The 13320-nt window shown below is 43.3% G+C and carries 13 protein-coding genes; 4 read left to right on the forward strand and 9 right to left on the reverse strand.

What is annotated here, in order from left to right; translation table 11 throughout:
- Window positions 1-145: 145 nt before the first annotated feature.
- Window positions 146-1255 carry a GGDEF domain-containing protein gene (locus KHM83_RS04540; protein ID WP_213235731.1) on the reverse strand — a complete coding sequence of 370 codons (1110 nt, stop codon included), beginning with the start codon at window positions 1253-1255 and terminating at the stop codon, window positions 146-148.
- A gap of 187 nt (window positions 1256-1442) precedes the next feature.
- Window positions 1443-2147: a B3/B4 domain-containing protein gene (locus KHM83_RS04545; protein ID WP_213235732.1), complete on the reverse strand. Its 705-nt coding sequence runs from the start codon at window positions 2145-2147 to the stop codon at window positions 1443-1445.
- Window positions 2148-2302: 155 nt separating this feature from the next.
- Here KHM83_RS04545 and KHM83_RS04550 point away from each other — a divergent pair, with 155 nt between their 5' ends.
- Entirely contained in the window at window positions 2303-3130 is an 828-nt protein-coding gene (locus KHM83_RS04550) for a MerR family transcriptional regulator (protein WP_213235733.1), read from the forward strand.
- Window positions 3131-3228: 98 nt separating this feature from the next.
- Here the strand turns inward: KHM83_RS04550 and KHM83_RS04555 are convergent, their stop codons facing one another.
- Window positions 3229-3915: a DUF4956 domain-containing protein gene (locus KHM83_RS04555; RefSeq protein WP_213235734.1), complete on the reverse strand. Its 687-nt coding sequence runs from the start codon at window positions 3913-3915 to the stop codon at window positions 3229-3231.
- Window positions 3908-4627 (reverse strand): polyphosphate polymerase domain-containing protein, encoded by a 720-nt coding sequence (locus KHM83_RS04560; protein ID WP_213235735.1) that lies wholly within the window; start codon window positions 4625-4627, stop codon window positions 3908-3910. Before KHM83_RS04560 ends, KHM83_RS04555 begins: the two co-directional genes overlap by 8 nt.
- A gap of 226 nt (window positions 4628-4853) precedes the next feature.
- Here KHM83_RS04560 and KHM83_RS04565 point away from each other — a divergent pair, with 226 nt between their 5' ends.
- Window positions 4854-5546, forward strand: coding sequence for a response regulator transcription factor (locus KHM83_RS04565; RefSeq protein ID WP_213235736.1), 693 nt, complete (start codon window positions 4854-4856; stop codon window positions 5544-5546).
- A complete protein-coding gene (locus tag KHM83_RS19930) occupies window positions 5531-6802 on the forward strand; it encodes a sensor histidine kinase (protein ID WP_213235737.1) in 1272 nt (423 codons plus the stop codon). Before KHM83_RS04565 ends, KHM83_RS19930 begins: the two co-directional genes overlap by 16 nt.
- A 108-nt stretch (window positions 6803-6910) precedes the next feature.
- On the opposite strand, the gene KHM83_RS04575 is transcribed toward KHM83_RS19930, so the two are convergent.
- Window positions 6911-7636 (reverse strand): phosphatase, encoded by a 726-nt coding sequence (locus tag KHM83_RS04575; RefSeq protein WP_213235738.1) that lies wholly within the window; start codon window positions 7634-7636, stop codon window positions 6911-6913.
- A 156-nt stretch (window positions 7637-7792) separates the two neighbouring features.
- On the opposite strand from KHM83_RS04575, the gene KHM83_RS04580 reads away from it, so the two are divergent.
- On the forward strand, window positions 7793-8530 hold the full coding sequence (locus KHM83_RS04580) for an IclR family transcriptional regulator (RefSeq protein ID WP_213235739.1): 738 nt from the start codon (window positions 7793-7795) through the stop codon (window positions 8528-8530).
- Between the two features lie 180 nt (window positions 8531-8710).
- Here KHM83_RS04580 and KHM83_RS04585 read toward each other — a convergent pair whose 3' ends face one another.
- The 4 genes from KHM83_RS04585 to KHM83_RS04600 all read right to left on the reverse strand — a co-directional run bounded on the left by KHM83_RS04585 (window position 8711) and on the right by KHM83_RS04600 (window position 13123).
- Window positions 8711-9283: an indolepyruvate oxidoreductase subunit beta gene (locus KHM83_RS04585; RefSeq protein WP_213235740.1), complete on the reverse strand. Its 573-nt coding sequence runs from the start codon at window positions 9281-9283 to the stop codon at window positions 8711-8713.
- The gene (iorA, locus tag KHM83_RS04590; RefSeq protein WP_213235741.1) at window positions 9280-11061 is read right to left on the reverse strand and encodes an indolepyruvate ferredoxin oxidoreductase subunit alpha; all 1782 of its coding nucleotides are present in this window, start codon (window positions 11059-11061) and stop codon (window positions 9280-9282) included. Before iorA ends, KHM83_RS04585 begins: the two co-directional genes overlap by 4 nt.
- Window positions 11061-11765, reverse strand: a complete 705-nt coding sequence (locus tag KHM83_RS04595; protein WP_213235742.1) for a YczE/YyaS/YitT family protein — start codon at window positions 11763-11765, stop codon at window positions 11061-11063. The genes iorA and KHM83_RS04595 overlap by 1 nt, the downstream gene beginning before the upstream one ends.
- A gap of 266 nt (window positions 11766-12031) precedes the next feature.
- On the reverse strand, window positions 12032-13123 hold the full coding sequence (locus KHM83_RS04600; RefSeq protein WP_213235743.1) for a DmpA family aminopeptidase: 1092 nt from the start codon (window positions 13121-13123) through the stop codon (window positions 12032-12034).
- Between the last annotated feature and the right edge of the window lie 197 nt (window positions 13124-13320).

The following is a 13320-nucleotide window of genomic DNA, read 5'->3' on the forward strand; positions in this document are numbered from 1 at the left end:
AACCCCTTTTTTGCTGAACGCAAAAAAGTGCATCTTAAGTACGACTTAATAAATGCACACAAACATCACTGACGTGATGTATCAATCATCCCTATTTACTTCATTCTACACGCAATCGTCTTTCTCCTTCTAAATGACTAAAAATTTACGGTACAAATATTTCCGAAGGTGTCGCTTCTCTCGAAAGCGCCAGCCGCTTTTCCACTTTACACTTGTACATATTCCGATCCGCTTCATCAATGAGCTGAATGACTGAATGCGCTTCAAAGCTCGCAATACCATAGCTGAAGGCCACCGTTGTCTGTTGCTGAAATGTCATCAGCTGTGTATTCAGTACCTCTGCTGTCATATTGCGTCCGATCAGTAAGAATTCATCACCGCCATAACGTCCAACACTCACTTTGGGTATAAAAAAATCTTTAAGCTCAGTTGCCAGAGCCTTAATCATTTGATCGCCGTACTGATGCCCATAAGTATCGTTGATATGTTTAAAAGCATCAATATCCAGCATCGCAACCGTGAGCACCGTCCCTCTTCGCCGACTGTCTTCTACCAGCTTTTGGAGTTTTAAGTGGATTGTACTGTGATTATAAAGCCCCGTTAGCCCATCGTGCTGTGAAAGATACAAAAGTTCCCTGTTTCGTTCAAGAATGATTTCTCGCTGCTGCACGTCCCGCACACTATAACGGTAAAACATCCATGATATCATAAAGGCAATCACATTGAGTATGAGGCCATTCATTCGATGGGATAATAAATAGGACGGCTTATCCTGAAAATAGGGCATGCCAAAGAAGAAAACGGCATAGCCAAGGCCGTACACAACAGCCGAAGCCCTCGGGCGCATGCGAACTGTCGCAGCGAGTCCAAAGACGACCAAGATGTAAATGCTGATATCCGATGTAATCGTCTGCGCAAAAAACGTACTAATAACAGACCATATGACGATGACGTTGACATAACCTATCAGAATAAAATGTCTCAGATGATCTTCATTTTTCTCACGATCTTTCATCAGCCTGTCAAAAATAAAAAGCAATAGAACCAATCCTATGTATAAACTCTTCATCCCAATATATTTAATATGGCGCAGCCGTTCATCAACCCCCAACAGATAACTGACCACGATTGCGCCTTGCAGCAGACATATTGCCAAACTAATCGCCTTAACACGCTGATAGTTGCCAGACAGCAATTTACGTTTCATATTTTCATGACCATTTTCATAAGCAGCATCTACTCGATCGTCTTGCATAAGCCCCCCTATAAAATTTCTTTTCTCCAAGTAATTGTTATTATACAACAATAAAAGCGGCTTGTAACGCGTAATGTTTTACGCTCTTCCGACAAAACGTTTTGAATATCAAAAACAAAAAAACTGCGCACGTTTGTATCCATACAGATACTGTGCGCAAGTTTCTCTCATCACAGCGTTGCAATTATTAATCAAATTCAATACTCGGATGGTCCTCATCCAGCATAAAACGCTGGTAATCGCCGCCAAATCGTCTTTCGATCAATGCGATGACTGCATCCATGGCATTGGTCAGTTGTTCGTAATGATCCCCTTCGAAGCCGACGAGCTGAAAGAAAATATCGGTGCTCGTTTCCGTTATTTTTCCCAGCTCGCTTTGACGCCACAGCCACTGACGCGTTTGAATTTTATTACCGCTGGTGAAAACGAGTTCTCCCGGCTTTACCGTTTCAAATGTCGTTTCGCCGAATGGCAGAAAACAGTCGCCTTCTTCCGAGAGCCGTACCGCCAAATCCGAATCAATGTCTCTCAGATCGTGTGCACCGAGCGAAACCATCTCGCCAATGGCAACGGCATTGCATAAATCGACAAGTGCATTGATTCTTGGCAAACTGCCGCCTTTAACAATGCGTTTACTCATCGCTTCAACTGAATTCATAAATTTATTGGGGTTGATTCCAGCGCTTTGAAGCGCTTCCCGATAAAGCGCCACATCGGGGTGCTGTTTAAGCTGGTCTGAGGGAATTCGCTGTCTGAGCATCGTTTCTTTTTCATTGAGCAGTGCAGAATCTTCGTCTGTCGTCGGCGAATTTTTTAGACCCTTCGCAACAATAATACCGAACCGAACGTTGGGAATATGTTCAAATACCCATGAATCAACTGTATATTTCATATTTGCCTCCAATCATTTATCCCTATTCTAAACCTTACATCTAGTGTAAGGTCAATTCATTTCATGTTATAATCAACATAAGGCAACAAAATCACTATTCTAAGCGAAGCCACACTTTCATATGAGTGAATCTGCATTTTTAATATGGGGGCATTATGAAAATACAGTTGACCGTTAAAGAAATTGCCGATATTGTAGGGATGCCGCCAAGGCGCATCCGTTATTACCATCAGATCGGACTCTTCGCTCCAAGTGGCGTCGATCCGCAAAACGGTTACCATTACTACACACTTGAAAAAATCGAAGAACTTAGGCTCATCATGTATCTTAGACATCTCAACGTGCCAATTGCCGAAATCAAACAGCATCTAAACAATCGCAACCTCTCTGATTATTCACGTATTCTGGAACGTCAGCTACACCAAACGCGTGAAACCATTAGCGCGCTGACAGTCCTTGCATCCAGACTTGAAAAACGCATGCAGTCCATCGCTTACATACACCATCTTCCTGCAATCGGCAATATAACGCTGCTTGAATTGCCGCCACGCGATGTCCTCACCATTCGAAGGTCCATTAACGAACCCTTAGACTGGGAAATTGCCATGCTTGATTTTGAGCGAGAAGCCGACCTACCGCCGAGCCTCTTCATTGGCGACATCGGGTTTTTTGTCGACCTTCGCATCGTTGACCATCGGCACGCTACACAATTTACAGGGCTATATCTCTTTGCTGACGATGCCTATTTTGGCGAAACACCCATGCGTGAAACACTGCCGGGCGGCAGTTGGCTTACCGTTGTCTTTAGAGGTGACCATCAGTCCGCCCCCGAACAGCTGAAAGCGATAAGCGCCTATGCCGAAGCAAATCATCTTCTCTTAGCAGATTACGCATTGGAACGCGTATTGATAGATCATTTCATCGCCAGTGATCCAAATCTCTATCTGACCGAAATCCAAATTTATATTCTGGGATCATCCTGATCCGCGTTAACCTTAACAACACTTAGATTATTTATCTTTTTAATCAATTACACTTGCACTGGCAGGCGATAACAATACTGTAAAGCATCCTCAGCAAGTCATGAAAAACTCACCTGTTCAGCGGCGAGCATTAGACTAATGTTCAAATTGCCATTTCGACATCTCAACGAATCAATCAACGCTTTTGTACTTGTATTTTCATCTAGCGCCACATCGTATGTCAGTTGATACAAACTGCCCATATTGGTTGTTTTAACACGCTTTAGCGTATATTGCACCGTATAGTTTTTCAAAATATCTTCAAAGGCGTTTTCAAAGTCAAGATCTTCCGGCACTGTTATTTGAAGCTGTCTTAATACTTCCGACTTCCCGCCGAGTCGCGTGCGACTGAGAAGATACATGCCGAGGCAGAGAACGGCGCTGAAGAGAAGTGCGTACAGGTAGGCACCGACGCCGACAGCTAATCCTGCTGCCATGGCAAACAGCACATAGGCAATGTCCTTTGGATCACCAGGTGCACTTCTAAAACGAATAATTGAAAAAGCCCCTGCAAGGCTAAATGCTTTAGCAATATCACTGCCAATCAGCATAATAATAATGGCAATGACAGCGGGCAGCAGTATCATGGTTAATGCAAAACTTTGTGATATACGGCCATTTTGCTGTGTCTTGCGGTATGTACCGCTGATGAGTCCCCCGACGGCAAACGCAATTACAATGGTCATCATCACATCTATAAATGCAATCTCAACACTTGTCGTGCCGGTAAAGATCGAATCAAGCATACTGGTTTACCTCCTTCTGCATTTTCAATTGATGCGCCTTGCCATATTTTGAAAAACTCACTGGGAATATTTTCATTGCCGACAGCGCATGCGCTAACCAAAGCGGCATGGCATTTTCAGCTTTAATTTCCATCAGCCACCAACCTCGTTCAAGCAATTGCTCGCCAAAATCACCCGCCTCGAGCTGTAGCGCGTGGCGCCTCGTCCGTATATTCGAATCAAAGGTTATGCGCAATCCATCACCAAAATAAGCACTTCTGTCATAGGCAATATACACCGCTGGCTCTAAGTGACATCTGTCAATCAGATATTGTATTTCATAAAGCACTTGCCGATTGTGGTGAGGCCTTGGTTCCGGCAGCCTCTTTTCCTTCAAGTACCGCTGAGCTTCTGTCAGCACCATATCGGTTCGGCGTTTATTCACCAACCCTTTATATTTCTTTTTAATCTCTAAATAAATGTGATCGTCTGCTTTCGGTACGCCATATGCTCTTAGTCTCAGCTTCTCTTTATAGATCGGCTTTTCTAGCGATCTTATAATCAACTCATCCTGTGGTGTATCATAATAAAGATTGCTGATCGTGTAAAAACCGTTTGACTGCTGATACGCATCCATCATCATATATGGCTGTATCAATGTCAGCATTTGACGATAGGCTTCCTCCGAGATCAGACATTTTTTTTCATATCTGTTGAAAACCTCAATTGCCATGGTATATCCCTCCTGGTTTAACGCATACTTGCCGCATAGTGCGTTTGCCCATTGCTGCAAGGCGTTTGCTTTGCCTTCATTATAGTCAGCCTAACTTAAACAAACCTTAAAGCCAAATGCTTTGCCAGAGGTTAGCTTTTAAGTTTCATTAAAGCATCTTGTGTTATATTCTATGCTATAATGAAGGCAAACAAACCATATCCGTCGCCGCAGGCAGGAGGAAACCATGAGAATTTTACTGGTTGAAGATGAACGACATCTAGCAGAGGCCATTTCGCAGATCCTTAAAAAACAAAAATATACCGTTGATATGGTACACAATGGCGTTGCCGGACTCGACAACGCACTCAGCGACATCTATGATCTAATCATTCTTGATATAATGCTCCCTGAAATGAATGGTCTCGAAGTCCTTAGAACACTTCGCGCCGAAAGTATCGAAACACCTGTCTTGATGTTAACGGCCAAAGGTGAAATCACCGACCGCGTCAAAGGACTTGACAGTGGTGCCGATGATTATCTGCCAAAACCATTTGCCACAGAAGAACTGCTCGCCAGAATACGCGCCCTCTCCAGACGCAAAGGCGAGATTGTCTCCAGCGATGCCATGTGTTTCGGCGACATCATCTTAAATACTGAAACGCTGCTGCTCAGTACAAACCACAAAGAAATAAAACTGACGCTTCGCGAAAGTGAACTATTGGCATTCCTTATTTTAAGAAAAGGACTAATCGCCTCTAAAGAACTCATCATCGAAAAACTGTGGGGTTACGACTCCGAAGCAGAGCACAACAACGTCGAAGTTTATATTTCATTTTTACGCAAAAAACTCCTATACCTTGATGCGCACGTCGTCATCACGACAACACGCGGTGTCGGCTATTCGCTGGAGGTGAAAATCCCGTGTTCAGAAAATTAAAAATACGCATGATGCTCATGAACCTCAGCATTATCACAGTCCTTATGTTTATCGTCTTTGCATCCATCTATTTGATTACTTACAATAAAATGCAGGTTGCCATCGCCAACGATTTGACGCGAGTCGCATCATTCCATCGCGGTCAGCCGCCTGAAGACAGTAAACCGCAAACAGATCTGCGATCCCTTGAAAATACAGAAACACACTCCGTCAATGAAAAATACCCTGAGCGCACCGTTTCTTTTACCATTCTGACTGATGGCGACCGTCAGATGCTGTCAAAAAATTCCTTTTTCGATGCAGAAGATGCATTTTATGAAAATGCTTTGGCGGCTGCTGACAATCAACAAAAGGAAACAGGGATTTTTTCACTGGAGGGCAATGCGTGGGCATATCTCGTCGTCAACCGCGGCAGTGATAAACTATATGCATTTATCGACATTACAGCACAACAAAGTATGCTCGATCGGCTTATGTATACTTTTATCGCCGTATTCGTCATGACCTTTATTTTTATTTATTTCATTAGTCTATTTCTTACCAAACGCTCTATTCAACCCATTAAGGACGCTTTCGACAAGCAGCGTCAATTCATTTCCGACGCTTCACACGAGCTCAAAACACCGCTTGCCGTCATTCAGACCAACGTCGATGTCCTGCTTCAAAATAAAAAAGATCTTCACGAGGAAGATCAGAAATGGCTTGGCTATATTCAAAGCGAAGTTCAGCGTATGAGCAATCTCACCAGAGATTTGCTCTATCTGACGCAAATGAGCGATGATGAGAGCCAACAGCTTATGCACTCGCCTTTTGATATCAGCGATTGTATTGAAAAGCAAATGCTCGGTTTAGAGGTGGTCGCCTTTGAAAAAGACATTATTCTGCAATACGCGCTTGAACCTGGTCTCATGATGCAAGGCAACGCCGAGCAAATCGCTCAGATCATCATCATTTTAATGGACAATGCCATTAAATATACTCCGCCAAAAGGGCAAATAGCTTTGCAGCTCAAACAAATTGCACACACGATTCAAATTGAGATCACCAACACCGGCATGGGAATCTCCCCCGAGGATTTGCCCTATATTTTTGATCGCTTTTACCGCGCGGACAAAGGCCGTTCTCGACAGAACGGCAGTTATGGCCTTGGTCTTTCAATTGCCAAAGCCATCGTCGAACGACACGGCGGGAAAATAAACTGTACGAGTAACGATGGCGGCAATACACAGTTTCTAATCAAATTCAAATCGCTTTAATGCACTAAATGAAATATGGAACAGCATGTTCGCCCAAGATTCTCTCATGTCATCCATTACCATTGTCTCGAACTTTATTCAGCAACCTTTAGTTTAAATATTTTCCTATCAGCGCGGCTGCATCCGCGCTGTTAAATATTGGCGAAAAGCTTCTGCGTCGTAATTCATAATCAGCGCTTCTGGAAAATCAACCTCTGCAACGACAGACAGCGCATAATCAAAACGCGCAATATCCATATTGTAATGGGCATCGGAACTCATCATTACAGGCACTTCATATTTTTTGCAAAGTGTCAGCATCACTTTGACATTTTCATAAGCACCCACTCTAAAAGCATTGGGCCCCAGCGAGCTATTGTTAACTTCCAGCAGTACGCCCTTTTCCTTTGCCGCCAGTACGAGCGGCTCGTAGTCGACCGGAAAACGGCTGTCATCAGGATGTCCAATCATAATAACCTTCTGATGATCCATGGCGCGAATGAGCGCTTCTGTATTGCCAGTCTGATTGCTCTTGCTGTAACAGGGCAGATGGATGCTTGCAATTGCATAATCCAGCGTACCGAGTAAATCTTCCGATAAGTCAATATCGCCATGTGAACTCAAGATATTTAGTTCGACGCCCTTTAAGAGCGTCAGCGCACCATAAGCTTTCGGCAAAACTCTCAAGTTTGCAAAATAAGCCGGACAAGTAGTATTCGGCAATGATGGCGCATGGTCGGAAACACCAAGTATGCTTAATCCGGCTGCCTGTGCATTAACGATATTTTCGTTTAGGGTGCTATAGGCATGTGTGCTGGCAACCGTATGCGTGTGTAAATCAATTAAAGGCTTCAACGTTACCTCGCTTTCTCAGTGATGTCATCAATGATTACGCGTAGATTATACCAGAAATGCTCTAAAGGGTCAAAATGACTTTGCATGCATGCCGTGCATAAGCTATAATGAAAATATTAACATGCATTATACCAGTCTTTACCATGTGAGGTACTTATGAAAGAAGAAAACAATTCCCTTCGAAAAGCATTAACGGTTCTCGACCTTTTTCTCAGGCGAGATCGACTAACCATAAAGGACATCATGCAGCTGACCGGCTATTCAAAAAGTGCCGTCAATCGCATTATGTCTACGCTGGAAAGTACAGACTATGTGATCCGAACCAAAGAGGACTATCAGTACGCACTTGCCAACAAAGTATTTTTTTTAGGCGAACGTACGGATCTTTACCGCAATATTCTCGCAGTCTGCGGTGACGAAGTCGAGGCGCTTTCCGTTCGCTCAGGATTCTCAGTTACGATTTCCGTTCGCGAAAGGAACATGAGTGTCACCATTTTTAAACGTGAATCAAATTCCACAATGAGTCTCGTCCCCAATGTCGGCGATCATAAATCCCTACACTGCTCAGCTTCCGGCAAAGTACTCTTCGCCTATACTGAAAACAAGGAGAGTCTTTTAGAACAAATTCTTTTCAATGCCGTCACGGAACACACCATCGTTGACAAAGATCGTTTTCTGGAAGCCGTCGAACGCGTCAAACACGAACACGTCGCCTATGACGATGAGGAACTCTCGCCGGGGCTTTTCTGCGTCGCAATGCCCGTTGTTTCAAAAAATGGCGATTTTCTTTGCAGCATCAGTCTTTCAGGCTATAAACCGAAAATGCTTGAGAAAATGACAGAAGTCAAAGCCGAACTCAGACAGAGTATTGAGCGTATTCGAGAACGGCTGTAACACATTGAGCTAAAGTGTGTGACAAAAACTATCTATTTTTTAAAGCCTTTGTAACCATTTCCGAATCATTTATAATCGAATCAAACAAGCCTGCGTTAGCACTGTTTAAGTGCTGCCGCAGGCTTTCATCTTATTTTATACACATCTCTCTTTAAAAGATGCACGAGACAAAGCAGTCCTTTATGAAATCATTTGCATTCCCTGATCAAATGCCCGCTTATTGAGTTCAATAAATTTAGGCTTGACTTCAGATGCAATAATAGCATGCCAATCAATCGCTTCGAGTCCCATCGCTTTAACCAATGCGCCAAGGAGAATGATATTCATCACTTTTGGATTACCAATGGTCATTGCTGCACTTGAAGCATCAACAAAATCTGTCTTTGTTGCATCAGTGAGGACTGATTTAATGTCGGAGCTGTACTGCGCCCTTCCAGTTAATACCGGCATCGGATTAATCTCAAAGTCATTGACAATCAATTTACCGTCTTTTTTAAGATACGGCATCCATCGCATAGCTTCCATTTTTTCAAAAGCGACGAGAATATCGGCACTGCCAGCTTCAATCACCGGCGATGCAACGTTATCGCCAAAACGAACTTGTGACGATACAGAGCCGCCACGCTGACTCATGCCATGTATTTCACTCATTTTCACATCATAGCCGGATTTCATTAAGCCAATTGTCAGCAGCTTGCTTGCCAGAATAGTTCCCTGACCGCCAACGCCAACTAGTAAAATATTTTTTGTCATTGTGCTGCCTCCTTTTCAATCGCTTTCACCGGACAAACTTGCAGACATACCTCACATCCGACACAGACATTCGGATCAATAGTCGTCTTCTTCGTTTCCTGATTAAAGCTTATCGCAGGACACCCGACACCCAAACACTTTTTACAGCCAATACATTTCTCTGTCTTAACCGTACAATGCGCTGTAAAAGCATCTTTAAATTCTTCTCGGTCTGCTTCTGTAAAGCGTTTAAGTGCACATGGCCATCTCGTGATAATAAAAGAGGCTTCATCAGACTCAAGCGCCCAATTCAGTGTCTCTTTAACTTCTTTCAAATTATTGGGATCAATTTGACGGACGCGCTTAGCCCCAAGGGTTTTTAAAATCGGCTCAATGGCCATTTCACCAATGTGTTCCCCTTGAATCGTATACCCAGAACCTGGATTCTCCTGATGACCCGTCATCGCCGTCACGCGATTGTCCAAAATAACATTGATACTGTTGCCTTTATTGTAAAGTACTTCAATCACTGAGTTAATTCCCGTATGGAAAAACGTCGAATCGCCTAATACGGAAATGACGCGTGGTGCCTCTGCACCAAGTTTGTTAAAAATCGTCTGAGCACCATGTCCCATACTAATGCTGGCACCCATACAGATACTGAAGTCAGTTGCATTATACGGTTCATCAAAACCCAGTGCATAACAACCAATATCACCTGAAATGACAACATTTTTTAATTTGCCAAGCTCATAGAAAAAACCTCTATGCGGACACCCAGCACAAAATGCAGGGGGACGCGGCACGGTTAAGTCTTCAAAATCAATGGTATCAAACGAAGGCTGTCCCAATGATTTACGAATAACATCCGGTGTCATTTCACCCATTTTGGGGAAAACTTCTTTACCTTTACAAGCAATACCAAGACGCTCAACGAATTCTTCAATAATGGGATCATTTTCTTCGATAATATAAATTGTCTTAACTTCTTTTGCAAATGCAGCAATCTTAGCGGCAGGCATCGGATTTGTAAAACCGAGCTTTAAATAAGAAGCCGTATCACCAAACACTTCACGAGCATATTGATAAGAAACGCCTGACGTAATGACACCAATCTCCGAATTATTTAGAATCATCTGATTAAGCGGTGTCGTTTCTGAAAACACCCTCAGCTTTTCCAAGCGTTCTTCAGCACGAACACGCATGCCACGTGCATGTTTTGGTATAGGATGATATTTTGACATATGTTTCGTATAAGGCTTTATTGCCTTTTCATTACGATCATAACACTCGACAAGTCCTTTTGAGTGACAGACGCGAGTTGTCATGCGAATCATCACGGGCGCATCAAAAGTTTCACTGATTTCAAAAGCTTCAATGAGCATATCCTTGCATTCCTGACTGCTAGCAGGCTCCAACAGTGGAATTTTAGCAAATTTTGCATAATTCCGATTATCCTGCTCATTTTGTGATGAGTGCATTCCAGGCTCATCAGCCGTAATCAGCACCATCCCGCCGTTAACACCCGTATAGGCAAATGTCATTAATGGATCCGCAGCAACGTTGACGCCAACGTGTTTCATTGATGCCATTGAGCGTGCACCTGCAATCGAAGCGCCAATCACCGCTTCCAATGCTACTTTTTCATTAGGTGCCCATTCAGAAGTGATTGCTTCATATTGCGCAATATTCTCCATAATTTCAGTGCTTGGCGTACCCGGATATGCCGCAGCAAAGTGCACGCCGGCTTCATAGGCACCACGTGCAATACTTTCATTGCCGGTTAATAGCTTTTTCATCAAGTCCTCCTAAATGATATGATTGTCTCATCCAATTTGGATTTAACACGACCTACTTTCGCATCACCAAAGTGAATGCGTTTGTCTAAGATATGAAGCGCCATATCAATGGCAGTTCCAATCGTCAGCGCCGACAACAGTGTTCCGAAGTAAATACCTCTAACGCCGCCAAAAAACATCAGACTCATCACGAGTGAACAAAGCGCCAGCGTCAAGTCAAAAGCCGTTTTGACAATGCCAATACGTTTTTCAATCTTTGCAGACAGCTCTCTGACAAACATGTCAAACGGCAGCATCGGCATTTCACTGCGAATAAAAAAGGCAAGCGCAAACCCGATTAACAAGATGGAACAAATAAAACCAATGACGCGCTGAACATGTGTCTCAAATGTCATATGCTGCAGCATCAGGACAAAGAGATCAATGCAATAGCCGAACAGGACATTTGTAATAAAGGAAAAAACGTGTTTCCATTTCAACGTTTGAAGCATTAGAATCATTAATATAAAGACAACGCCTTGAATCATGTAATTAAATGTTCCCAGTGAAATGTCCGAAAAGTGAAGCGATAAGACATACGCTGGGGATGTTGCAACTGTAACACCATAATTTGCTTTGACTGCAACGACAACGCCAAGGCTCAATAAGATTATTCCCCACAAAAATGCTACCCATTGATGTACACTGATTTTTTGTTCTACCATAATCACTCCTGTTCAATTTGTCGTACCGTATTTCGGTTCGTAATAACCGTTTTTCGGGACACTTTTACTATAACATGAAAGAATTCATTGCACAAGACGCTAATAGATTAATTCACTTTTTACTTTTCACTTTTCCACTGTTTAATTTCTGATTTGGATTTTATAAAACAATCAACCGACAACTTCCAGCTTTGCCGAACGCTCATGCATCTAAAAAAAGACGAACGCATCAGCGCCGCCTTTATGAGATCATTGGATTAAATTTATCACGCAAGCCCTTCGATTTCATACTTTTTGAGCGCCTCCAATAGCCCCTCCCGATAATGTGCTTCGACGCCAACCACAGTGTCGGCATAAATCAAAGCATGCAAAACCGCTTCCTCAGTTGCTTCTGCAACTGCTCGGAAAGGCATATCCATCTTCGTTTCAGAAAGCATTTTGACGGTTATAACAGAAGACTCCGGTTCATGCGGGATGCGATTAGCTGTTGAGAAACCGATGGCAATCTCACCGCTGCCGTTCCCAATATAGCCGCCAACCCGTGCAATGCCTACTGTCGTTCGCCGAAGCATACGCTTTAACTGCCGATGACTTACAGGCAAATCGGTTGCGACAATAATAATAATTGAACCTTTGTCGATCGAATGATCAGAAGCATTCTCTGATTTTATGCCATGCTGTGCATCAATGGCATGTCGCAACTTGCTTCCAATGGGAACCCCAGCGACCATCAAGTCTTCCATCCTGCCATAATTCGCCTGTACCAATACGCCCACTGTATAACATTCACCGTCGAGTTCAAACTGCCTTGATGATGAGCCAATTCCCCCTTTGAGTTGATGACAGCTCATGCCGCGGCCACCCCCTACAGCCCCCTCTTCAAAAACTGTCGCGGCTGACCGAATGGCCTGATGCACCATTTGTTCATCTATCACACGTTTCTCGATTGCATTGAGATAACTGTCGTTGCACTCACATACAATTGGATTAAAACTCTTGAGCCTAACAGATTCCTGCTCGCAAGCTTCAAGCATGTATGCCACAAGTGCGTCTGAGACCTTACCAACATTAAGTGTGTTGGTCAGTGCAATGGGACTTTCCAATTGGCCTAGTTCTTCAATTTGAATCGTTCCCAACGTTTTGCCAAAGCCATTGATCACTTCTGAAGCCGCAACACATTTACTGACAAAGACATTATCAGGCGTTGGCATGACAACGGTTACACCTGTCTGCATATCATTCGATGCCACTGTGACGTGCCCGACAGCTACACCGGCAACATCCGTTATTAAATTATGCGCACCCTTTTGTAAACTGCCTATTTTTAGTCGATCAATGACATTTTTGCGTTTATTCATCCGCCAGCACCCCTTTTTAAATAAGTCCAATAACTTTACTTCACTTCGAATAACCCATTACCTATTAAAGAGGCATCCGTTATATCATCTATTAGCATTGTATGCCTTTTTTGATGCACTTTAAAGGCATTTTTCATCATCCAATCTGCTCAGGACAACCGTAGTCTCACTAAAATCAACTTCTGAAAAACGCCGGT

This window comes from Fusibacter paucivorans, assembly GCF_018390735.1.
Lineage (GTDB): Bacteria > Bacillota > Clostridia > Peptostreptococcales > Acidaminobacteraceae > Fusibacter > Fusibacter paucivorans.

Bases quoted from the DNA above. Each gene is read 5' to 3' on its own strand.
- KHM83_RS04540 (WP_213235731.1), bottom strand. From the start codon at position 1,255: ATGCAAGACGATCGAGTAGATGCTGCTTATGAAAATGGTCATGAAAAT.
- KHM83_RS04545 (WP_213235732.1), bottom strand. From the start codon at position 2,147: ATGAAATATACAGTTGATTCATGGGTATTTGAACATATTCCCAACGTT.
- KHM83_RS04550 (WP_213235733.1), top strand. From the start codon at position 2,303: ATGAAAATACAGTTGACCGTTAAAGAAATTGCCGATATTGTAGGGATG.
- KHM83_RS04555 (WP_213235734.1), bottom strand. From the start codon at position 3,915: ATGCTTGATTCGATCTTTACCGGCACGACAAGTGTTGAGATTGCATTT.
- KHM83_RS04560 (WP_213235735.1), bottom strand. From the start codon at position 4,627: ATGGCAATTGAGGTTTTCAACAGATATGAAAAAAAATGTCTGATCTCG.
- KHM83_RS04565 (WP_213235736.1), top strand. From the start codon at position 4,854: ATGAGAATTTTACTGGTTGAAGATGAACGACATCTAGCAGAGGCCATT.
- KHM83_RS04580 (WP_213235739.1), top strand. From the start codon at position 7,793: ATGAAAGAAGAAAACAATTCCCTTCGAAAAGCATTAACGGTTCTCGAC.
- KHM83_RS04585 (WP_213235740.1), bottom strand. From the start codon at position 9,283: ATGACAAAAAATATTTTACTAGTTGGCGTTGGCGGTCAGGGAACTATT.
- iorA (WP_213235741.1), bottom strand. From the start codon at position 11,061: ATGAAAAAGCTATTAACCGGCAATGAAAGTATTGCACGTGGTGCCTAT.
- KHM83_RS04595 (WP_213235742.1), bottom strand. From the start codon at position 11,765: ATGGTAGAACAAAAAATCAGTGTACATCAATGGGTAGCATTTTTGTGG.
- KHM83_RS04600 (WP_213235743.1), bottom strand. From the start codon at position 13,123: ATGAATAAACGCAAAAATGTCATTGATCGACTAAAAATAGGCAGTTTA.